Genomic DNA, 21945 nt, shown 5'->3' on the forward strand with positions numbered 1-21945 from the left:
TCGCTAGGTTTAAGGGGCGCACTACGGTAATGTTTTACAATGACACACCTCACAGTAGACGGTGTCACGAAGATTTTCGGCGACCCCGACAAGGACGGTGTCGTCGCGGTCGACAGCCTCGACATCGACGTCGAAGACGGGGAGTTCCTCGTTCTGCTCGGACCGAGCGGTTGCGGGAAGACGACGACGCTCCGGATGATCGGCGGACTGGAGACGCCGACCTCCGGAGAGATTCGCTTCGACGACGTCGTCGTCAACGACGTCAAAGCCCGAAACCGCGACGTGGCGATGGTGTTCCAGGACTTCGCGCTCTATCCGCACATGACTGTCCGGGAGAACCTCGGGTTCGGCCTCAAGCGGGAGGACAACGGAATGTCGAAAGCGGACATCGACGAGCGCGTCGAGGAGGTCGCGACGATGCTCGAAATCGAACAGCTCCTGAACAACAAGCCTGCACAGCTCTCTGGTGGGCAGAAACAGCGCGTCGCTCTCGGCCGGGCTATCATCCGCGAGCCGCGGCTGTTCCTGTTCGACGAGCCGCTGGCGAACCTCGACGCCAAGCTCCGCAAGACGATGCGGACCGAAATCGACGAACTGCAGTCTGAGGTCGGAATCACGTCCGCGTACGTGACCCACAACCAGGAGGAGGCGATGACTATCGCCGACAAAATCGCCGTTCTCAACGACGGTGCGCTCCAGCAACTGGGGCGTCCGGAAGAGGTGTTCAACGAGCCCGCGAACCTCTTCGTCGCGCAGTTCGTCGGCAGTCCGGACATGAATATCTACGACGGCGTCGTCGCCGACGCCGACGACGGCGTTCGCGTCGAACTCGATGGCGTGAGCTTCGAACTGCCGAGCGACGTCCTCGACACGGAGGTGCCGCCCGGACGCGTCAACGTCGGGTTCCGTCCGCAGGACTTCTACCAGACGAGCAAGCGCCGCGCCGACGGGCTGACGTTCGACGTGGAGGTCCGCGTCGTCGAGCCGGTCGGCACGAAAGCAGTCGTCCACGGGAACGGACCGATGGGCGACGTCACAGCTGAAATCGGCGATTTCCATGGGCTGTCGTCCGGTGACACGCTGTCGCTCTCTATCGCGCCCGAACACGTCTACCTGTTCGACGCCGAGACGGAAGCGCTGCGCAAGGGGCGGCGCATCGAGAACCGCGCGTCTGTCCAGTCGCAGTCCCAGTCGTCCGAGTCTGACGGCGTCGAAATCTGAGTTGAACGTCTGGAGACACCAGTCTCGCGTGAATAGTACGGGCTTTCGAAGCCCACTTAGCCGCGGCTTCAGCCGCGCCATCACCGAAATTCTCCGCCCGCACCCAAACATATTAATCGGTGTGTTCACATGGTGTAAACGAGACGAACCCACACAGTTATTCGCAACTATGAAAGCCATTATTCAGACCGGGCCGCGCTCGGTAGAGACACAGGAGCGAGAGGTCCCCACCCCCAGTGCAGACGAACTGCTCATCAAGGTCCACACGGCGGGCCTCTGCGGCAGTGACGCCCACGCCTACAAGTACGACGGCGGCTACGAGTGGATTCCCATCCCGCGTATCATGGGCCACGAGTACTCCGGGACGGTCACGGAAGTCGGTGAGAACGTCGAGACGTTCGAGGTCGGCGACAAGGTCGTCGAGGAGCCGATTCACGACTGCGGCCACTGTTTCCAGTGTCAGAACGGCCAGCCCAACGTCTGCCAGAATTTCTCTATTACGGGCATGCACCGCGACGGCGCGTACACGGAGTACGTCACCGTCACGCCCGAGCACGTCCACGCGGTGCCCGAGGGCGTTCCCCTCCGGCACGCCGCCATCACCGAGCCGACGAGCATCGCCACGCGCGCGGTCCTCGACCAGTCGGTGACGACGCCCGGCGACAACGTCCTCGTCGAGGGGCCGGGCCCCATCGGCATGCTCGTCGCCGCCGTCGCCGACTCCCTCGGCGCGAACGTCGTCGTCTCCGGGCTCGGACAGGACGCGGCGTATCGCCTCCCGCTGCTCGAAGACCTCGGCATCGACACGGTGAACCTCCAGGAGGAAGGCGGCCTCGACGAGCGGGTCGAGAGCCAGACCGACGGCATCGGCTTCGACGTGGTCTTCGACGCGACGGGCCACCACAGCGGCGTCGTCTCCGGGAACGACGTGGTCCGTAAGGGCGGCCAAATCGTCGTCGTCGGCATCCCGAACTCCCCGAGCGAACTCAGCCTCACGTCGACCGTCCGCGGTGAAGTCGACATCAACACCTCCTACGGCTCGACGTGGACCAACTTCGAGCAGGCGCTTCGCCTGATGGAGCGCGGTGAAATCGCGGTCGACAAGATTATCGACACCTCCTACAGCGTCGACGACCCGGCCGAGGCGTTCGAGGCGTTCCTCGACTCGGAGACCTGCAAGCCGGTCTTCCAGTTCGACGGCTGAAGCGACACGACAGCAGGCATCCCACCGAGGCGGCGCCGCCGCGTCACCGACCGATTCGAGTCTCACCGACCGACTGACGGCGGGCCGACCGACCGACGAACCAGCGGCCTCTCCGGGCCACAGGTCGCCCAACGACAGAAACTATTTTACCCGTGCCGATTGGATGTGAAGTCGTACCAAACAAATCATGGAGATTACAGACATCTCAGCGACGAAAATCAGTAACGAGTCGTGGGGCGAGTTCATCGAATTCCCGCTCGTCACCATCATGTCCAAGTACGACGAGTACCGCAACGTCGACGGCGAGAACCCGCAGGCCCGCCGCAAGTGGATGGGCCCCGTGGGTGACGTGGTCGTCGAGGTCGAGACGGACGCGGGCATCACCGGCGTCGGCGTCGGCAACTGGGGAACCGGTGCCATCGCCACCGTCGTCGAGGAGACGCTCTCGAAAATCGTCGTCGGCGAGGACCCGATGCAGCGCGAACTGCTCTGGGAACAGATGTACCGCGCCACGCTCCCGTTCGGCCGGAAGGGGGTCGCGGTCATGGCCATCAGCGCGGTCGACCAGGCGCTGTGGGACATCGCCGGGAAGGACGCCGGCAAGCCGGTGTACGAACTGCTCGGCGGCCCCACCAAAGACGAGATTCCCGCCTACGCGTCGAACCTCCACCCCGTCGACATGGAGAAACTCGAGCGCGAGGCAATCCAGTACGTCGAGGAAGGATTCGACGCGATGAAGCTCCGCTTCCTCCACGGCCCCGAGGACGGCCGCGCGGGCATGAAGAAGAATGAGGAAATCGTCGCGACCGTCCGCGACGCCGTCGGCGACGAAATCGAAATCGCGGGCGACGCCTACATGGGCTGGTCGGTCAAGTACGCTAAGGAGATGACCCAGCGCCTCGGTAAGTACGATATGGCGTGGGTCGAGGAGCCGGTCATCGCCGACGACATCTCCGGCTACGCCGAGGTCCGCGAGGCCGCGCCGATGCCGATTTCCGGCGGCGAGCACGAGTTCACCCGCTGGGGCCACGAGGACCTCCTCGAGGAGGGCGCGGTCGACATCCTCCAGCCCGACGTGGGTCGCGTCGGCGGCATCACGGAACTGCAGAAAGTCGCCGACATGGCCGAAGTCCACGACGTGCCCGTCATCCCGCACGCCGGTACGAACCCGACGCTCCACGCCATCGCCGGGCACACGAACATGCCGATGGCGGAGTACTTCCCGACCCCCGAGTGGTTCGAGGAGCGTCAGGAGAAACGCGAGTCGACCTACGCCGACGCCATCTTCCAGAACCCGCCGTCGCCCGAAAACGGGTCGATTCCGCTCCCTGACGAACCCGGTGTCAGCACCCAACTGAACCGCGAAGCGCTCGAACACTTCGCCATCGAGTAACGATGTCTGACATCAGCTTCGAGTACAACGTCCCCGTCTTCGCCGGCGCGCCCGACGAGGGGACCGAGCCGACGCACCGCGACACCCCGGAGTACGAGGCGCTCGACTGGGAGACGACCAAGATGGGCGTCCAGAAGGCGGAGGAACTCGGCTTCGACGCGGTGTGGGCACCCGACCACCTGCTGTTGGGCCGCGACCACGCCGAGTACGAGTGCTGGACGCTGCTGTCGGCCATCGCCGGTTTCACCGAGGACATCAACCTCGGCTCGCTCGTCCTCTGTAACGACTACCGCAACCCGGCGCTCGTCGCCAAGATGGCGGCCACGCTCGACGTGATTTCCGACGGGCGGCTGGAACTTGGCCTCGGCGCGGGCTGGCACGAGCCGGAGTACGACGCCTACGGTTGGGAGTACCGCGACGGCTTCGAGCGCCTGATGCGGCTCGACGAGTCCATCCGCCTCATGAAGCGCATGTGGGCCGCCGGGACCGACGGCGCGAGCTTCGACGGGAAGCACTACCAGATCGAGGACGCCTACTGTGTCCCCGGGCCCGTACAGGACCCCCACCCGCCCATCCTCGTCGGCGGGCAGGGTGAGGAGGTCACGCTCAAACTCGTCGCCAAGCACGCCGACGTGTGGAACACCGACGTGTTCAACGGCGACGTGGAGACGCTCGAACACAAAATCGGCGTCATCGAAGACCACTGCGAGACCGTCGGCCGCGACCCCGACGAAATCGAGTACTCGTGGGACGGCCACGTCATCTGCACCCGCGACGAGGAGAAGTTCGACCGCCTGCTCGATCTGATGACGCCCATCCAGTTCGAAGCGGAGTATCAGGACCAAGCGCCCATCGTGACCGAGGAAGACGCTCGGGAGTACTTCATCATGGGAACGCCCGAGGAGTGCGCGGAGGCCATCGAGCGCCGCATCGACGCGGGCGTGACGAAGTTCCAAGGCTGGTTCATCGACTTCCCCGACACCGACGGGATGGAGCTGTTCGCGGACGAAGTCATCCCGCAGTTCAGCTGAGACGCCCCGCGGGTCGCGCTCGCGTCTCCCTCGGGCACTCGTTTTCTTTTTGCCACCCTCGCGTCATACGTCTACCTGACTACCCACAATATCTGAATTATCTAAATGATTCAGATAATTCAGATATTCCTCACATCGGCTCGTCGCTCGTAACGGCTACGCTATTTCCGGCCATAGCGGAAAGACATTTCAGGGATGAGGATTCATAACCAACTATGGCGAAGGACGTTCCGGTCAACGCGGTCAAAATCTCGCTCGAACTCGTCGACCTCCTGCGGGAACTCGACGGGGCGGGCGTCTCGGAGGTAGCCAAGCGGCTCGATAAGCCGACCAGCACGATTCACGACCACCTGCGGACCCTGGAGCAACAGGAGTACCTCGTCAAGGAGGGCGACACGTACTACGTCAGCACGCGGTTCCTCCAGTTGGGCGCTCACGCGCGGTCCCGCCAGAAGGTGTTCAAAATCGCCCGTCCCGAAATAAACGAACTCGCGCAGGTGACCGGCGAGCACGCGAACCTGATGATAGAGGAACACGGTGTCGGCGTCTTCCTGTACCGGTCGCGGGGCCCCGACGCCGTCCGGCTAGACACCCATTCGGGGATGCGTGTCCCCCTGCAGACGACGGCCCTCGGAAAGTCTATCATGGCGAACCGGCCGCGGGAGGAAGTCGAGCGAATCCTCGACCGCCACGGGTTAGAGGCGGTGACGGACCGCTCTATCACGGACCGCGAGGAGCTGTTCGACGTGCTGGAGCAGGTCCGCGAGCGCGGCTACTCGTACGACGACGAAGAGCGCGTCAAGGGCATGCGCTGTGTGGCCGCGCCGATACTCAACGAGGACGACTACGCCATCGCCGCCGTGAGCGTCTCGGGGCCGAAAAGCCGGATGCGCGAGGAGCGGTTCACCGAGGAACTGCCGAACCAGATCCTCAAGAGCGCGAACGTCATCGAGGTGAACCTGACGTACTCGTAGTCGGCGGGCCGCGGACCCATCCCCGCCGTCGCAATGCTGCGTAGAGCGCAACAGTTACGTATCACGGTGTGGCAGAGTGTAACGATGCAACTCGTTCGATACACCGCGGGCGGTGCCCCCGAATGGGGCGTCCACCGCGACGACGACGTCGTCCCGCTTTCCGGCCTCCGCGAAGACGTCACCGTCCAGAACCTGAACAGCCCCGGCTTCCTCACCGTCGTCGAGGACGCCGCGGACGCCGCCGAGGACCAGTCGGTCCCCGTCGAGGACGTAAAGCTCCTCGCGCCCGTCCCGCGCCCCGGAAAAATCGTCTGCGTCGGGCTCAACTATCACGACCACGCCGAAGAACAGGACGAAGAGGTGCCCGAACGTCCGCTTCTGTTCGGTAAGGCCGGCACGTCCGTCACGAACCCCGGCGACCCCATCGTCCACCCGGCGGCCATCGACGAGGTCGACTACGAGGTCGAACTCGGCGTCGTCATCGGCCAGACGGCCAAGAACGTGGACGCCGAGAACGCCTTCGACTACGTCGCGGGCTACACCGCCATCAACGACGTGAGCGGCCGCGACGCCCAGTTCGACGACGGACAGTTCTTCCGCGGCAAGAGCTACGACACGTTCGCCCCGATGGGGCCGACGTTCGTTCCCGAGGCCGACCTCGACCCGCACAACCTCGACGTCGCCTGCCGCGTCAACGGCGAGACGAAACAGGAGTCAAACACCTCCGAGTTCATCTTCGGCGTCGACGAGGTCGTCGAGTACATCAGTAACATCACCACGCTCCGACCCGGCGACGTGATCTCTACCGGCACGCCCGGCGGCGTCGGCATCTTCCGCGACCCGCCGGAACTGCTCGCGCCGGGCGACAGCGTCGACGTGGAAATCGAGGGCATCGGCACGCTTACCAACCCGGTCGTCGCCGAGCGCGACGAGTAACCGGCCGCCGTACAGCGCAATTATTTATACGATATCCCGGTACTACCGACTATGAGCACGCACACAGACACCCGATTGAGAGATAGGCATATCGTCGTCACCGGCGGCGCGCGTGGCATCGGCCGCGGTATCGCGGTCCGCTGCGCCCGCGCGGGAGCCGACGTATCGATTTTCGACACGAAGCCCGAGGTGGCCGCGGAGACGGCCGAACTCGTCCGCGAGGCGGGCGGTGAGGCCGAGGTGTACGAGGTCGACGTGACCGACGCCGAGGGCGTCGAAACCGCCGTCGACGCCGCGGTCGAGTCGCTCGGCGACATCCACGGCCTCGTGAACAACGCGGGCGTTCAGCAGGCCATCCCGCTTCTCGAAACGACCGAAGACGACTGGGACCTCCACTTCGAGGTGAACGCCAAGGGGACGTTTCTCGTCTCCAAGGCCGTCGCCGCCCGGATGGTCGACCGCGAAATCGAGGGGAGCATCGTCAACATCTCGTCGGTCGGCGCGGAGCGGCCCTTCGCCGGACAGGGCGCGTACGGCGCGTCCAAGGCGGCCGTTCTCGCCTTCACGACCGTGCTGGCGAAGGAACTGAGCGACCACGGCATCACCGTCAACGCGCTCAAGCCCGGCACCGTCGAGACGCCGATGGTCGAGGCGTGGCTCGACGAACACGCCGAGCAGTCGGGCAAGTCGCCGGACGAAATCCTCGCGGAGACGCTCGACGTGCACATCCTCGACCGAATCGGCCAGCCTGAAGAAGTCGGTCACGTCGCGGTCTTGCTCCTCTCCGAGGAGGGTGACTGGATAACCGGCGAGTCAATCGCCATCGACGGCGGCTACCTCAAGCAATAGCGCGCATTTCGACGGGTTTCGAGGCGTTTCACCGCCACCACCACCACCACCACCACCATCACCGCCCGCGTCCCGTTTCACCCGCTTCGATACGTCCCCTTCGTCGACTGCTGTCCGGGACACTGGTACGGCCGAGATCGGTGCTTTAGCTTTCAACACGTCGGTTTCACATCGGCGGTCACTACGGGCGATTCTCATCCGGCATCGTCGGACGTCTTTTGCGTAGTACCCCCCGGCAGTCAGTCGCTCCGGAGGCCCGACGCGAACTGACGCGACGGCGCGGAGCCGGGGTGCTCGAAATATCCGTGCCGAGCAGTATCGACCCGCCCGCGGAACGTCGCCGACGCCGCGGTGTCTCCCGGTCGCCTTCGAGCATCGGCGTCGAACCGGCGGATTCGGGCGGGGATTCACACCCGATTCACAACGGTTGCCAAGTACATAATTATTATATAGGTGTGATTCATAGTAGCACATGGTCGGAGCAATCTGACCCATGTGTGATCAGCATCCCGTGCAACCAGCACGATAGCCATCAGTACGTCAGTCATACTGTACGCGCGGTAGCCCCCACCGAGTACGCCTGCCCAACTGGTACTCATGAACGCGTGGGGTGGCTACCTCATCGAGCACAACGTCCCATTGATGCTCCATTTTTCGGCTGTTTCCCGTCGGTTACGTAGCATCTGCATTCTCGACTCACGTTTCACGCTACTGCTCGGTCTCGCGTGAGTCGCCCAATCCGATCCCATCTCATCCGACATTACCGGACATGTCCGGCTCAATTCTGACGAACGCGCCTCACCGAGTGTGGCGAATCGCTCTCCAAACCTGAAGATATTTTACGTTACCGTGTGAATCACGGGTAATGGGTACCGACCAAAGCACGAACCGTCGCCTAAGCAAGGTAGAACGGGTCATCGAGACGTACGACTTGGACGGATTCGGCGAGCGCCTCGCCGACCGCTGGACGGCTCCCGAGGACAGCGACAGCCTCCGTGACCTCGCGGACCTGATGAACGAGAAGGTGCTCGACGCCGCGCTCCGCGAGGCGGGCGAGGACGTTCTCGAAGGTGAGGTAGAGAACCTCTACACGCTCCTCACCGGGGACGAGACTACTGAAGGGATGCGCGTTCAGGCGAAGAACACACTCCAATCTCGCGGCGTCGACGTCGACCAACTGCTCTCCGATTTCGTCTCTCACCAGGCGGTCTACACCTATCTGACGGAGATTCGCGGCGTCTCGAAAGAGTCCTCGTCCGGGAACAGAATCGACAACGTCGTCGAGTCCATCCAGCGGCTCCGCGGTCGACTGGTCGCGGTCATCGAACAGAGCCTGAGTTCGCTCCGTAACACGAGCAAGCTCCGGCTCGGCGACTTCGACGTCCTCGTGGACACGCAGGTGTACTGCCGCGACTGCGGGACGCAGTACGAGGTCATCGAACTGCTCCGGCGGGGTGGATGCGACTGCGACGAGGACGTGTCGAACTAGCGGCTTACATAATTAGTTCTGTCACATTCTGTTCGATTCAACGGATGATTTTATATTGGTGTACCTATTGGGTCAAGGTATGAGTTCAGAACAAGTGTCGAAATCCAAAGTCCACCTTTCGGTCGAGAACATCGGTGGCATCGACAACCTGTCAACGTCGTTTGAGCCGGGCGTGACGGTCTTGGCGGGTCGAAACGCTACGAACCGAACGTCGCTTTTGCGGTCTATCATGGCCGCCCACGGCAGCGACGACGTGGCGCTCAAGGGCGACGCCGACGAGGGGTCGGTCGAACTCACCATCGGTGACGAGACGTACACCCGAACGTTCGAGCGACAGGGCGACACGGTCATCTCCGGCGGGAACCCCGTCCTCGACGACCCGGACCTCGCGGACCTGTTCGCATTCCTGCTCGAGACGAACGACGCACGACAGGCCGTCGCCCGTGGCGACGACCTCCGCGACCTCATCATGCGTCCGGTGGACGTCGAGTCCATCAACGAGCAGATCGAATCGCTCCAGCAGGAGAAACGCGACATCGCCGACGAGCTCTCGACGCTCAGCAACCTCTCGGACCGCCTGCCGCAACTCGAACGCCGGCGGACGAAACTCGAAGACCAAATCGAAGAGAAGGAAGACGAACTCGCCGAGAAGGAACAGGAAGTCGAAGAGTACGACGCCAGCGTGAGCGAGCGGCAGGAAGTCGAGAGCGAGCTCGAATCTAAGCTCGGCGACCTCCGGAGCAAGCGCCGCGACATCAACGACGTGGACCGCCGCATCGAGACGGAAAAACAGAGCCTCGACGCGCTCGAATCGGAAGAGGACGAACTCGAGGACGACGCCGAGGACCTCCCCGAAGTCGCGGGCGGCAGAATCGACGAAATCGAGTCCGAAATCAGCCGCCTCCGGACACGTCGCCAGCAGATTCAGTCGACCGTCAACGAGCTCCAGTCCGTGATTCAGTTCAACGAGGAGATGCTCTCTGGCACCTCCTCGGACGTCGTGGACGCGCTCCGCGACGCCGACGACTCCGGCGGCAGCGTCACCGACCAACTGCTCGGCGACGACCAGGTCGTCTGCTGGACGTGCGGTTCCGAGGTCGATAAGTCCGAAATCGAGGGCACGCTCGAACGCCTCCGAACGCTCCGCGAGGACAAACTCGAGGACAACCGCGAACACCGGGAACAGCTCTCCGAACTCGAAGACGAGAAGTCCACCTACGAGCGTCGCCAGCGCGAGCGCGACCGCATCGAGCGCCGCCTGTCCGAAATCGAAAGCGAGCGCGAGACGCGCCAAGAGCGCATCGAGGAGCTCAAATCCGACCGCTCGGACCTCGAAGACGAAATCGACTCGCTCGAACAGACCGTCGACGAACTCGAAAGCGAGGAACACGGCGACCTGCTCGACCTCCACCGCGAGGCGAACCAGCTCGAATACGACCTCGGTCGCCTCCGCAGCGACCTCGAGGACGTCGAAGACGAAATCGCTGACATCGAGCGCAAACTCGACGAGCGCGACGAACTCGAAGCGGCCCGCGAGGACATCGAAGACGAACTCGCGGAGCTTCGGACGCGCATCAAGCGCCTCGAATCCGAGGCCGTCGAGGAGTTCAACACCCACATGGACGACGTGCTCGACGTGCTCGAGTACGACAACCTCGACCGCATCTGGATCGAGCGCACCGAAAAGCGGGTTCGGGAGGGCCGAAAGAAGGTCAAGAAGTCGGTGTTCGACCTCCACGTCATCCGGACGAACGAAGACGGCGTGAGCTACGAGGACTCCGTCGCCCACCTCTCCGAGTCCGAGCGCGAGGTGACCGGCCTCGTGTTCGCGCTCGCGGGCTACCTCATCCACGACGTCTACGAGACGGTTCCGTTCATGGTCCTCGACTCGCTGGAGGCCATCGACTCGAACCGCATCTCGCGGCTCGTCGACTACTTCGCGGACTACGCCGACTACCTCGCCGTCGCCCTCCTCGAAGAGGACGCGCAGGCCGTCGACAGCGACTACCCGCGCTACTCACCGGCGTAACGTCGCCGCCGCCGGGTTTATCTCTCGTTTTTTCGCACCCGCGTCGAGACGCACTCCGAGCGGAGCGCCCTGTTTCGATTTACACTATTAGGTGTGTCACGAGTCGGGTGAATCCGAAGGCCGCGGACCGCGCTCAAGAGAGCGCGATGCTCAGTTCGAGTTCCTCGGCGATGCCGAGGAGGACTTCGGTGAGACGGTCGAACTGCTCGCCTTTCATCCGATTGGACGGGCCGGCGACGCTCAGCGCGCCGAACACGTCGCCGTCCGGCCCCATGACCGGGGCTCCGACCGCGCGGACGCCGTCAATCTGTTCTTCGACGTTCAGCGCGTAGCCACGCTCTCTGATTTCGGCGAGTTCGTCGAACAGCGCCTCCTCGTCGTGAATCGTCTGGTCGGTTTCCTTCGGAAGTCCGACTCGCTCGACGATTTCGCGGACCCGCTCTGTCGGCATGTTGGCGAGGATAGCCTTCCCGCTCGCCGTCGAGTGGAGGTAGACGCGCTTTCCCACGGTCGACTGCGTCCAGACGCCGTGTTTTCCGGGCGAGGTGTGGACGTACACTCCTCGGCCGTGCTCTTCGACGGTGAAGATGGAGCGCCGCTCGGACTCCTCGGCGAGCACGTTGGTGTAGTGTTCGGCTTTCCCGAAACGGCGTTTCCGCGTCCGGACGAAGTTCCCGAGACCGAGGAAGCGAAGCCCGAGATGGTAGGTATCGCCCTCTTTGACCACGTATTCCTGTGCTTCGAGGGTCGTCACGTGGGTGTGTGCGGTACTCGGAGCGATGTCGAGTTCACGGGCGATTTCGGTCACGCCGGCACCGTCGCGTTCCCGGAGTAATTCGACGATTCTGAGGGTTGTAACCGTCGTTTTGAGCGAGCGGTCGTTCGCGTTTGTGGTCATTACCTGCGGGTCGTCACCACGACACATAGTATTTTCGGCTCTCCCGAATGATATTTTCTAGATGACGAATCTGGGGCGTACCGACGCCGGAACGAGTCGTTTGTGAACGATACGCACGATATGTGCTCGATTCGGCGGATATCACCCCGTCGTTGGTTCGGCGAGCGAGACAATCGAAACCGGGGGACAGCGGCTCGAACGTTCCGGATATCCGGTGCTACGCCGCTTTCTCGGTTTCGGCGTCTCCCACCGTTTACATTCGCTCCTCGTGAATCACAATCTCTAACCCGAATATGGCGCCTGAACGTCCACCGCTCCGGAAGTGTTATTATGGTTTCTCCAGTCGAAGCACACGAGACGCAATGAATCACAACGAGACGTTCGAGACGGTCGAGTCGCTGGAGGCGGAACTCGTCTCGCTCACCGAGTCGCTCTGGGAGACGCCCGAACTCGGGCTTCACGAGACCGAGTCAGCCGAGTTGCTCTCGTCGGTTCTCCGCGACGCCGGGTTCGACGTCACCGAGGGTCTCGGTGGGATGCCGACGGCGTTCAGCGCGACCTACGGCGAGGGCGAACCGCACGTCGGCATCCTCGGCGAGTACGACGCCCTCCCCGGACTGTCGCAGACGGTGTCGTCGAGCAGGGAACCTGTCGAGGCCGGCGCGCCGGGCCACGGCTGCGGACACAACCTCTTCGGAGTCGCCGGCGTCGGTGCTGCCCTCGCCGCGAAGCGCGCCATCGACGATGGCCGGGCCGAGGGGACGGTCACGTTCTTCGGCTGTCCTGCCGAGGAGATACTCGTCGGCAAGGTGTTCATGGCCCGCGACGGGGCGTTCGACGACCTCGACGCCGCGCTCACGTGGCACCCGAGCCACCTCAGCGCCCCGTTCATGGCTCAGACGCTCGCGATGAACTCCGTCGAGTACACGTTTCACGGCGAGTCGGCCCACGCCGCCGACAGCCCCCAGTCGGGTCGGAGCGCGCTCGACGCGGTCGAACTGCTGAACACCGGGTCAGAGTTCATGCGCGAGCACGTCTCCGACGACGCCCGCATCCACTACACCATCCCCGACGGCGGCGGCGCGCCGAACGTCGTCCCCGCGGAGGCGACGGCGTGGTTCTACGTTCGCGCGCCGACCCGCGGCGAGGTGGACCGTATCACCGACTGGCTCGACGACGTGGCCGAGGGCGCGGCGCTCATGACCCAGACGACGGTGTCGCGGCGGTTCCACACCGGCTGTTACGACTACGTGGCGAATCACGCGCTGTCGGATACACTGCTGGAGAATATGCGACTTGCCGGTCCCATCCCGTACACCGACGAGGACCGCGAGTTCGCGGCGGAGCTTCAGGAGACGCTCTCGGCCGAGACCATCGAGGCGCGGACGACGCAACTTCCGGAGGACCGACGCGAGGCGGCGCGCTCGTCGGTGCTGTATCCCGACGCCCAACCCTCCTACGACGTGGGGACAGTGCTCAACGGCTCCACGGACGTCGGCGACGTGAGCTGGATTACGCCGACCGCGCAGTTCTGGGCGGCGTCGTGGCCGGTTGGGACGCCGTCGCACACGTGGCAGGCGGTCGCCGCAAACGGGAGCTTCGGGTCGAAGGCGGCCGTGTACGCCGCGAAAGTCCTCGCGGCGACGACGCTCGACCTCTTTTCGGACGAGGCGTTGGTGGCGTCGGCCCGCGAGGAGTTCGAGGCATCGGTGCCCGGTGAGTACGAGTCGGCGCTTCCGGAGGGGACGGAACCGCCGTTCCACCTCACGCTGTAAGCGGTAGTCGTCGGGAAAATCAGCTCTCGTTTCGGTTCGCATTTTCGCTCGCTACAGTCCGTCTCCTCGCCGCCGAGGTTCGCGTCACTCCAATTCCGACTGGAGATGCGTCAGGATGCGCTCGGTCGTCGCCTCGATGACCTCTTCGAGGAACTCGGGGTCGGACTGCGTCGGGTCGCCGAGGCCACCCTCGACGGTCAGGTCGTCGAAGTGGACGTACTGGCGGACCTCGTAGCGGTTCTTCTTCGTCTGCGGCGTCTTGCGGTCGCCGTGGACGAGTTCGGGGCGGTAGTGTTCGATGACGCTCGTCTCGTACTCGCCGGCGTGACCCCACTCGGTGCCGAACCGCTCTTCTAACTGGTCGCGGGCGAAGTCGGTCCAGTGGGCGTAGTACGAGTCGAGTCCGTGGTCGCGCTGGAGTCGGTCGAGCGCGAGCTTGTGCGGCTCGATGTTGCCACCGTGGAAGTTGGCGACGAGAAACCGGGTCGCGCCGTGGCGCTGGACCGACCGGCCCACGTCGATGATTATCTCCTGGTACGTGTCGGCTCCGAGCGAGACGGTCCCCGCGTAGTTGATGTGGTGCTCCGAGTAGCCGTACGGGAGGACCGGCAGAACGAGGAGATTCAGGTCGTGTTCCGGGGCCGCCGCGGCGAGTTCCGCGGTCAGGTTCTCCGCCCGGATGGAGTCGACTGAGGTCGGGAGGTGCGTCGAGTGCTGTTCGGTTGCTCCGCAGGGGAGCACGACGAAGTCCGCCTCGTCGAACGCGGTTTCGGCTTCCTGCCACGTCATCTCCGCTAGGAGTGACTGTGACTCCGTTGAGTCCATACGGAGATACGCACAGTTGCCGTATATAATACTTCACGAAGCGGCAGTATGAGGGGACAAGAGGAAACGAATGTACAGTATGCAAATGCTTATGATGGTGATGCCGAAATGATTCGGCGTCAATGATGAGAGAGAGTGTCTCGCGTAGAAACATACTGAAAGCGACGGGTGCGTCGATACCCGTCTTACTCGCCGGCTGTACGTCCGACTCCGGTTCCGAAACGACGACCGAGGGCGACGGCGGCGGCGGAACGACCACGAGCGGCGGGACGGAGACGACCTCCGGGAGCCCCGACGCGACGATAAACATCGGACAGTCGCTGAACCCCGTCCGATTCGACCCGATAACGCAGCTTTCGAACCCCGACGCGCTCGTCGCGAACCGGGTGTTCAGTCAGCTGTACACCTACGGCGAGGGGACAGACGTGGTTCCGAACCTCGCGACGAGCATGCCGACCATCGAGCGGGACAACACCCGCTACGTCGTCGAAATCGTCGACAACGCGATGTTCCACAACGGCGACCCGGTCACCGCCGAGGACGTGGCCTACTCGTTCCGCGCGCCGATAGAAGAGGAGACGCCCCTCTTGGGCATCTTTAGCGTCATCGATTCGGTCGAGGCCATCGACGAGACGACGGTCCAGTTCGACCTCTCGAACCCCTACGCGATGTTCCAGCACGTCCTCACCCACCAGGTCGTGCCGGAGGCCGTCCGCGAGGAGGACAAAGAGGCGTTCAGCACCCAACAGCCCATCGGTTCGGGGCCGTTCAAGTTCGTCGAGTGGGAAGAGAGCAACTACGTCACGCTCGAACGCTGGGACGACTACTGGGGCGACGAACTGCCCAACGTCGCGGGCGTCGAGTTCACGCCCATCACGGAGTCGACGACGCGCGTCACCAACCTCCGGACGGGCGACGTGGACGTCATCGAGACGATTCCGCCCCGGCTCTGGGACACCGTCGAGAGCACCGAAGACACGAGCATCTCCGAAATCGAGAGCGTCGGGTACTTCTACGTCGCGTTCAACTGCAACGAGGGCCCGACCGCCGACAAGCGCGTCCGCGAGGCCATCGACTACAGCTTCTCGATGGACGACGCGGTCGACCGCTACATCGACCCGGCCGGACTCCGCCAGTACGGCCCGCTTCCGGGGCCGATGGTCGAAGAGTGGGACATGCCGCTCGAAGAGTGGATGGAGATTCCGAACGACAAAGACGTCGAGCAGGCGACGGCGCTGTTCGAGGAGGCGGGCGTCCCCGCCGACTGGGACGCGAAGATTATCGTCCCGCCGGACGACAACCGCGAGAACATCGGCCTCTCCATCGCCAACGGCATCAAGGAGGCCGGCTACGAGGCCCACGTCGAACGGCTCGACTGGGGCGCGATGCTCAGCCGCGCGTACACCGGCAACGCCTCGGACTACAACATCTACGTCCTCGGGTGGGTCCGCTACCCCGACCCCGACGACTTCATGTTCAACCTGTTCCACGAGGAGTCCGAGGGCGTGAACCAGGGCGTCTACTACAAGAACGACGAGGTGATGGAGCAGATTAAGGGCGCGCGCGAATCGACCGACCGCGACGAGCGCCAACAGCTCTACCAGTCCGCCATCTCGACGCTTCTGGAGGACAAAGTTCACCTCCCCGCGTTCAACTACAAGAACTCTTACGGCGTGAAGTCCGCCGTCAGCGACTTCCAGGTCCACCCGGTCTCGCCGCAGAATCCGCGGCTCCTCACCGGCTACAACAACGTCTCGGTCGACAGATGATGTTGTACTGTCGGTAACAGTTACCAAACGTTATATGCTCACTCCCCATCCACTCCACCCATGACGACAACCGGTTACATCGGACGGCGATTACTCCAAATCGTTCCGGTCTTGCTGTTCGTCGTTACGGTCACGTTCGTCCTCATCAACTCGATACCCGGCGACCCGGTTCGCATCCTCGTCGGGCCGGCCGCCGACGCGGCGGCTATCGAGGCCGCCCGCGCGAAGTACGGCCTCGACCAACCGCTGTACGTCCGGTACGTCAGGTACCTCGCGGCGGTTGCGACGGGCGACTTCGGGACGAGCATCCACTACGGTGGGGTCGCGGTGACGGAGAAAATCTTCGAGCGGCTCCCGGTGACGCTGCTGCTGCTCGCGTCGAGTTTCACCCTCGCAATCGGCACCGCGATTCCGCTGGGCATCTTCGCCGCCAAGAACCGTAACAACGGCTACGACCACCTCGCCCGCGTCACGTCGCTCATCGGCGTCAGCACCCCGAGCTTCTGGGTCGGCCTGCTGCTCATCATCGTGTTCGCGTACTACGGCGACCTCCTGCCGCCGAGCGGGCTCATCATGCCGTGGGCCGACCCCGCGTCGGTCGACGGGGCGACGTCGAGACTGGACGTGCTCGTGACTGCGGCGTCGCATCTGGTACTCCCCTCTATCACGCTGGGGACGCTCCAGATGGCGGCCATCACGCGCATCGAGCGGTCGTCGATGCTCGAAGTGCTCAACAAGGACTACGTCCAACTCGCCCGCGCCTACGGCGTCTCAGAGCGGACGATTCTCCGGCGACAGGCGTTCAAAAACGCGCAACTGCCGGTGCTCACCGTCATCGGCATCCAGATGACGACCGCCCTCGGCGGCGCGGTGCTGACCGAGACGGTCTTCAACATCAACGGGATGGGGAACCTCATCATCACCGCGGTTCGGGCGCAGGACTACCAGCTCATCATGGGAACGACGATATTCTTCGCCATCGTGTTCGTCCTCGGCGTGCTCGTCGTGGACGTGCTGTACGCGGTTATCGACCCGCGCATCTCCTACGGGGGTGGTGCCGGTGAGTGATTCGACGGCCGCCGTCGGCGACTCGGCCCGCACGGGCGGCGTCGCGGACGCCGACGAGCGCTCGGCCGTCTCGCGCACCTCGCAGGTGCTTCGACAGCTCAAGCGCAACTCGGCGTCGCGCGTCGGTCTCTACGTCATCGGGCTCGTGACGCTCGTCGCGCTGTTGACGACTATCGACGCTGACCTGTTCGACTACCAGTTCGCGGCGACGTTCTGGTACCACCCGGAGAACGACCCGGCGGGAAGCACCATCCTGCTTCCGCCGGTTGGCATCGAAAACAGCTTCGGGACGGGGTCGTGGGCGCATCCGCTCGGGACGGACCACCGCGGCCGCGACATCCTCGTCAGGCTGGTCTACGGCACCCGCATCGCCGTCCAGGTCGGTCTCATCGCGACGGGCATCGGGATGACCATCGGGACGGTCGTCGGTGCGGTCTCCGGCTACTACGGCGGCTGGGTGGACGACGTGCTTCAGCGGTTCGTCGAATCGCTGTACGCGATTCCGTTCCTCATCCTCGTCATCGCAATCATGTCCGCGTTCGGCAAGGAACTCGGCATCGCTATCGTCGGCGTCTCCATCACGACGATTCCGGTGTTCACGCGACTGATTCGCTCGCAGGTGCTGAGCGTCCGGGAGATGGAGTACGTCGAGGCCGCGAAGGCCGCCGGCGTGCGCGACCGCCACATCATCTTCCGCCACATCATCCCCAACAGTTTCGCGCCGGTGCTCGTCCAGTCGACGCTGCAGGTCGGCGTGAACATCCTCATCGTCGCGTCGCTGTCGTTCCTCGGGTTCGGGGTCCAACCCCCGACGCCGTCGTGGGGGCAGATGCTCGCCCACTCGCGGCAGTACATGATCGTCAACCCGTGGTTCAGTATCTGGCCGGGCCTCGCGATTCTCGCGACGGTCATCGGCTTCAACCTGCTGGGCGACGGCCTGCGCGACGCAATCGACCCGCGGTCGAACGACTGACGATGAACGGACCACACGTCTCACCGACCGTCCGCCGCGGGGCCGGGAGTAGCCCGGTCTCCGCCGCTCGCTCGCCCGCCGAACTATCGCTCCCTCCCCGGGACGGCGTCGGAACTCGCTCTCGCGGCTCTGCAGAGGCACCCATCTCACGCACCGACGCCCCCCACCACTCCACGACCAATGTCTGATACGCTACTCACCGTCCGCGACCTGCACACCCACTTCCGCACCGACGCGGGGACCGTCCGGGCCGTCGACGGTATCTCGTTCGAGGTACAGCGCGGCGAAGTGCTCGGCCTAGTCGGCGAGAGCGGCGCCGGAAAGAGCGTCGCGGCGCGGAGCATCATGCGCCTCATCGACTCGCCGGGCGTCATCGCCAACGGCGAGGTCCGGTTCGAAGACGACCTGCTCGTCGGCGTCGAGCGCGGCGACGACCCCGACGACGAACCGCGGCAGGACCCCGAGATGCTGTCGAGCCGCGAGATTCGCGAGCGCATTCGGGGCCGCGAAATCGCGATGATATTTCAGGACCCCACGGAGAGCCTCAACCCGGTGTTCACCGTCGGCGAGCAGTTGAGCGAGATTATCGGGCTCAACCGCGACGTGTCGGCGGCCGAGGCCGAGGCCATCGCCGTCGAGCGCCTCCGCGAGGTCGGTATCCCCGAGGCCGAACGCCGGATGGACGACTACCCCCACGAGTTCTCCGGCGGGATGCGCCAGCGCGTCCTCATCGCGATGGCGTTCGCGTGCGAACCGAGCCTCGTCATCGCCGACGAGCCGACCACCGCGCTCGACGTGACCGTCGAGGCGCAGATTCTCGACCTCGTGAAGGACCTCGCGGCCCGCTACGACACGTCGTTCGTCTGGGTCACCCACGACATGGGCGTCGTCGCCGAGATATGCGACCGCGTGGCCGTGATGTACCTCGGCGAAATCGTCGAGCAGGCGACCGTCGACGACCTCTTTCACGACACGAAACACCCCTACACCGAGGCGCTCCTCGGGTCGATTCCGCGGCCCGACCGCGACGTGGACGGTCTGTCGCCCATCGAGGGCATCATGCCGGAAGCCATCAACCCGCCGAGCGGCTGTCGCTTCCACACGCGGTGTCCGCACGCCCGAGAGGCGTGTCTGCAGGTCCACCCCGACGCCCGACTCGTCGTCGAGGGCGGCGAGGGAGACGGTGACGTGGCGATACAGGCCGGCGACGGAACCGCCGTCACCGAAGTCGCCGCCGCGCCGCACCGGGCGGCGTGCCTGCGCAACGACTCGTTCGCCGAGGCGGGCTACTGGGAGAGCGTCCCGCTCGACGACGCCGCGCCCGCCTCCGGGTCGGCCGCCGCCGAGTCGGATTCCGCTTCGGCCGACGACGCCGCCGACACCGGTACCGGTTCCACCTTCGACCCCGACGCCGACCCACTGCTCAGCGTGCGCGACCTGCGGAAGTACTTCGACGCGAGCGACGGCTTCCTCGACCGCCTCCGGTTCGACCGCGACGCGGGACTGCTTCCCTTCTCGGTCGACCGCGAGTACGTTCGCGCGGTCGACGGCGTCTCGTTCGACATCCTGCCCGGCGAGACGCTCGGCCTCGTCGGCGAGTCCGGCTGCGGGAAGTCGACGCTCGCGCGGACGCTCCTTCGGCTGGTCGACCCGACCTCCGGCGACATCGTCTTCGACGGGGAGAACCTCGCCGAACTGTCGAAAGAGGAGCTTCGCAAGCGCCGCAAGCGCATGCAGTTCGTCTTTCAGGACCCGCAGGCGTCGCTCGACCCGCGGATGACCGTCGGCGAAATCGTCGAGGAGCCGATGCAGGCCCACGGGCTCTACGAGGGCGAACGCGAGGCGCGGGCGCGCGAACTGCTGGAGACGGTCGGCCTCGACGCCGACCACTACAACCGCTACCCGCACCAGTTCTCCGGCGGCCAGCGCCAGCGGGTCAACCTCGCGCGGGCGCTCTCGGTCGACCCCGACTTCATCGTCTGCGACGAGCCGACCTCGGCGCTCGACGCGTCGGTGCAGGCGCAGGTGCTCAACACGATGAAAGAGCTTCAGGACGAGTTCGGGCTGACGTACCTCTTCATCAGCCACGACCTGAGCGTCATCCGCCACGTCTGCGACCGCGTGGCCGTGATGTACCTCGGCGAACTGGTCGAACTCGCCGACAAGGACGACCTGTTCGAGTCGCCGAAACACCCCTACACGCGGGCGTTACTCTCGTCGATTCCGGTTCCTGACCCCCGGGTGTCCCGCGAGACCGTCCCGCTGTCCGGCGACGTTCCGTCGCCGATTCACCCGCCGAGCGGCTGCCGGTTCCACACCCGGTGTCCGAGCCTCGTCGCCCCGGCGGAACTCGACCTCGGCGACGAGGAGTGGGACCGCGTGCGCCGGTTCGTCAGAGCCGTCCAGCGCGAGTCCCCGGATGTCGTCGCCGACGATGCTCGCGCGACCTACTTCCCAGACGGCCTCCCCGCCGGCGACGCCGGTACGACCGTGGAGCGCGCGCTCTCGCTCGCGGCCGACGGCGCGTGGCGCGACGCCGCGTCGCTCCTAACCGAGGCGTTCGTCGAGCCCAGCGTCTGTACCTCCGAGGTGCCGGCGCTGGACTCGCCCGACGAACTCGACCGTATCGTCAGCTGTCACCACTACTCCTGAAAAAGCGCCGCCGTCTTTATCTCGCCCTCACGCCGACCCGAATCGGTCGGCGACTTCGTCCACGGTTTCGAAGGCGACGCCCGGCGCGTCGGCGACGTGTTCGACGAACGATTCGAGCCGGGCGAGCCGATGGGACTGCCCGATGACCTGCGGGTGCATCGTGAGGACGAACACGCCGCCGTCGACGTTGTCGACCATCCAGTCGAACTGCTCGCGCCACTGGCGGAACACCGCTTTCTCGTTCGCGTAGCCCCGCTCGCGGTTGAAGGCGAACGCCGGGAAGTCGTCGCGTTGCCACGAGACGGGCACCTCGACGATGTCGGTCTCGGTGCCGCGTTCGAACGGCGCGTCGGCGGGCGCGGCCCACTCCTCGCGGACGCGGTACGGCTCGAAGTCGGTCGCCATCTGGCTTGAGTCCCACTCGAAGCCGAGTTCGTCGAGGATGCCGAGCGTGTGAGTCGAAAAGTCCCACGACGGCGAGCGGTAGCCGGTCGGCCGCCGACCCGTGAGGTCCACGATGCTCTCGACGCCGCGTTTCACGTCGTTGTACTCGGCCTCTCGCGACTCGTACTGTCGCGGGCGGGTGTGCGACCAGCCGTGGTGTTGGACGTCGTGGCCGCGGCTCCACACCTCCTCGGCGGCCTCGGGGAAGCTATCGATGGTGTGGCCCGGCGTGAACCAGGTGGTCTCGACGCCGAACTCGTCCAAGAGGTCGAGGACGCGGGGCGCGCCCACGTCGACGCCGAAGAGTCCTCTCGACAGTTTCGTCGGACTGTCCGGCGATTCGAACGAGTGTATCCACGACGAGACGCCGTCGAAGTCGAAGGTGAGGCAGACGCTGTGGTGAGTCACGCTTCGA

General features: G+C 64.7%; 17 protein-coding genes. 14 read left to right on the forward strand and 3 right to left on the reverse strand.

What is annotated here, in order from left to right:
- Positions 1-39: 39 nt before the first annotated feature.
- The 9 genes from C5B91_RS16585 to C5B91_RS16630 all read left to right on the forward strand — a co-directional run bounded on the left by C5B91_RS16585 (position 40) and on the right by C5B91_RS16630 (position 11126).
- The gene (locus tag C5B91_RS16585) at positions 40-1221 is read left to right on the forward strand and encodes an ABC transporter ATP-binding protein (protein ID WP_115820043.1); all 1182 of its coding nucleotides are present in this window, start codon (positions 40-42) and stop codon (positions 1219-1221) included.
- Positions 1222-1390: 169 nt separating this feature from the next.
- Positions 1391-2425 (forward strand): 2-keto-3-deoxy-L-rhamnonate dehydrogenase, encoded by a 1035-nt coding sequence (gene rhcE, locus C5B91_RS16590; protein WP_008096940.1) that lies wholly within the window; start codon positions 1391-1393, stop codon positions 2423-2425.
- A gap of 187 nt (positions 2426-2612) precedes the next feature.
- Positions 2613-3818, forward strand: a complete 1206-nt coding sequence (gene rhcD, locus C5B91_RS16595; protein WP_004972028.1) for an L-rhamnonate dehydratase — start codon at positions 2613-2615, stop codon at positions 3816-3818.
- A gap of 2 nt (positions 3819-3820) precedes the next feature.
- Entirely contained in the window at positions 3821-4849 is a 1029-nt protein-coding gene (locus C5B91_RS16600) for a TIGR03560 family F420-dependent LLM class oxidoreductase (protein WP_008096939.1), read from the forward strand.
- Between the two features lie 215 nt (positions 4850-5064).
- A complete protein-coding gene (locus tag C5B91_RS16605; protein ID WP_004972025.1) occupies positions 5065-5823 on the forward strand; it encodes an IclR family transcriptional regulator in 759 nt (252 codons plus the stop codon).
- An 84-nt stretch (positions 5824-5907) separates the two neighbouring features.
- Entirely contained in the window at positions 5908-6759 is an 852-nt protein-coding gene (gene rhcF / locus C5B91_RS16610) for a 2,4-diketo-3-deoxy-L-rhamnonate hydrolase (RefSeq protein WP_008096937.1), read from the forward strand.
- 51 nt (positions 6760-6810) lie between these two features.
- Positions 6811-7608: an L-rhamnose 1-dehydrogenase gene (rhcB, locus tag C5B91_RS16615; protein ID WP_008096936.1), complete on the forward strand. Its 798-nt coding sequence runs from the start codon at positions 6811-6813 to the stop codon at positions 7606-7608.
- A gap of 865 nt (positions 7609-8473) precedes the next feature.
- Positions 8474-9097, forward strand: coding sequence for a rod-determining factor RdfA (rdfA, locus tag C5B91_RS16625; protein ID WP_008096935.1), 624 nt, complete (start codon positions 8474-8476; stop codon positions 9095-9097).
- A gap of 79 nt (positions 9098-9176) precedes the next feature.
- Positions 9177-11126 carry an archaea-specific SMC-related protein gene (locus C5B91_RS16630; RefSeq protein ID WP_008096934.1) on the forward strand — a complete coding sequence of 650 codons (1950 nt, stop codon included), beginning with the start codon at positions 9177-9179 and terminating at the stop codon, positions 11124-11126.
- A gap of 133 nt (positions 11127-11259) precedes the next feature.
- Here C5B91_RS16630 and C5B91_RS16635 read toward each other — a convergent pair whose 3' ends face one another.
- Entirely contained in the window at positions 11260-12024 is a 765-nt protein-coding gene (locus C5B91_RS16635; RefSeq protein WP_008096933.1) for an IclR family transcriptional regulator, read from the reverse strand.
- Positions 12025-12386: 362 nt separating this feature from the next.
- Between C5B91_RS16635 and C5B91_RS16640 the strand changes: the two genes are divergently transcribed.
- Complete coding sequence (locus tag C5B91_RS16640; protein WP_049968695.1) at positions 12387-13799, forward strand: amidohydrolase; 1413 nt, start codon at positions 12387-12389, stop codon at positions 13797-13799.
- Between the two features lie 84 nt (positions 13800-13883).
- On the opposite strand, the gene C5B91_RS16645 is transcribed toward C5B91_RS16640, so the two are convergent.
- Positions 13884-14588: a creatininase family protein gene (locus C5B91_RS16645; RefSeq protein WP_049968828.1), complete on the reverse strand. Its 705-nt coding sequence runs from the start codon at positions 14586-14588 to the stop codon at positions 13884-13886.
- A 161-nt stretch (positions 14589-14749) separates the two neighbouring features.
- Between C5B91_RS16645 and C5B91_RS16650 the strand changes: the two genes are divergently transcribed.
- The 4 genes from C5B91_RS16650 to C5B91_RS23025 all read left to right on the forward strand — a co-directional run bounded on the left by C5B91_RS16650 (position 14750) and on the right by C5B91_RS23025 (position 21086).
- Positions 14750-16393, forward strand: a complete 1644-nt coding sequence (locus C5B91_RS16650) for an ABC transporter substrate-binding protein (RefSeq protein WP_049913721.1) — start codon at positions 14750-14752, stop codon at positions 16391-16393.
- Positions 16394-16453: 60 nt separating this feature from the next.
- Positions 16454-17461, forward strand: coding sequence for an ABC transporter permease (locus C5B91_RS16655; protein ID WP_008096928.1), 1008 nt, complete (start codon positions 16454-16456; stop codon positions 17459-17461).
- Positions 17454-18434, forward strand: coding sequence for an ABC transporter permease (locus C5B91_RS16660; RefSeq protein ID WP_181950717.1), 981 nt, complete (start codon positions 17454-17456; stop codon positions 18432-18434). The genes C5B91_RS16655 and C5B91_RS16660 overlap by 8 nt, the downstream gene beginning before the upstream one ends.
- 180 nt (positions 18435-18614) lie before the next feature.
- Complete coding sequence (locus C5B91_RS23025) at positions 18615-21086, forward strand: ABC transporter ATP-binding protein (RefSeq protein ID WP_008096924.1); 2472 nt, start codon at positions 18615-18617, stop codon at positions 21084-21086.
- Positions 21087-21113: 27 nt separating this feature from the next.
- Here the strand turns inward: C5B91_RS23025 and C5B91_RS16670 are convergent, their stop codons facing one another.
- Positions 21114-21938: a polysaccharide deacetylase gene (locus C5B91_RS16670; protein WP_115820042.1), complete on the reverse strand. Its 825-nt coding sequence runs from the start codon at positions 21936-21938 to the stop codon at positions 21114-21116.
- Between the last annotated feature and the right edge of the window lie 7 nt (positions 21939-21945).

The organism is Haloferax sp. Atlit-10N, from assembly GCF_003586325.1.
Taxonomy (GTDB): Archaea; Halobacteriota; Halobacteria; order Halobacteriales; family Haloferacaceae; genus Haloferax; species Haloferax prahovense.

What these genes read in the sequence shown, in the direction of transcription:
- C5B91_RS16585 (WP_115820043.1), top strand. Translation starts at nt 40, where the DNA reads ATGACACACCTCACAGTAGACGGTGTCACGAAGATTTTCGGCGACCCC.
- rhcE (WP_008096940.1), top strand. Translation starts at nt 1,391, where the DNA reads ATGAAAGCCATTATTCAGACCGGGCCGCGCTCGGTAGAGACACAGGAG.
- rhcD (WP_004972028.1), top strand. Translation starts at nt 2,613, where the DNA reads ATGGAGATTACAGACATCTCAGCGACGAAAATCAGTAACGAGTCGTGG.
- C5B91_RS16600 (WP_008096939.1), top strand. Translation starts at nt 3,821, where the DNA reads ATGTCTGACATCAGCTTCGAGTACAACGTCCCCGTCTTCGCCGGCGCG.
- C5B91_RS16605 (WP_004972025.1), top strand. Translation starts at nt 5,065, where the DNA reads ATGGCGAAGGACGTTCCGGTCAACGCGGTCAAAATCTCGCTCGAACTC.
- rhcF (WP_008096937.1), top strand. Translation starts at nt 5,908, where the DNA reads ATGCAACTCGTTCGATACACCGCGGGCGGTGCCCCCGAATGGGGCGTC.
- rhcB (WP_008096936.1), top strand. Translation starts at nt 6,811, where the DNA reads ATGAGCACGCACACAGACACCCGATTGAGAGATAGGCATATCGTCGTC.
- rdfA (WP_008096935.1), top strand. Translation starts at nt 8,474, where the DNA reads ATGGGTACCGACCAAAGCACGAACCGTCGCCTAAGCAAGGTAGAACGG.
- C5B91_RS16630 (WP_008096934.1), top strand. Translation starts at nt 9,177, where the DNA reads ATGAGTTCAGAACAAGTGTCGAAATCCAAAGTCCACCTTTCGGTCGAG.
- C5B91_RS16635 (WP_008096933.1), bottom strand. Translation starts at nt 12,024, where the DNA reads ATGACCACAAACGCGAACGACCGCTCGCTCAAAACGACGGTTACAACC.
- C5B91_RS16640 (WP_049968695.1), top strand. Translation starts at nt 12,387, where the DNA reads ATGAATCACAACGAGACGTTCGAGACGGTCGAGTCGCTGGAGGCGGAA.
- C5B91_RS16645 (WP_049968828.1), bottom strand. Translation starts at nt 14,588, where the DNA reads ATGACGTGGCAGGAAGCCGAAACCGCGTTCGACGAGGCGGACTTCGTC.
- C5B91_RS16650 (WP_049913721.1), top strand. Translation starts at nt 14,750, where the DNA reads ATGAGAGAGAGTGTCTCGCGTAGAAACATACTGAAAGCGACGGGTGCG.
- C5B91_RS16655 (WP_008096928.1), top strand. Translation starts at nt 16,454, where the DNA reads ATGACGACAACCGGTTACATCGGACGGCGATTACTCCAAATCGTTCCG.
- C5B91_RS23025 (WP_008096924.1), top strand. Translation starts at nt 18,615, where the DNA reads ATGTCTGATACGCTACTCACCGTCCGCGACCTGCACACCCACTTCCGC.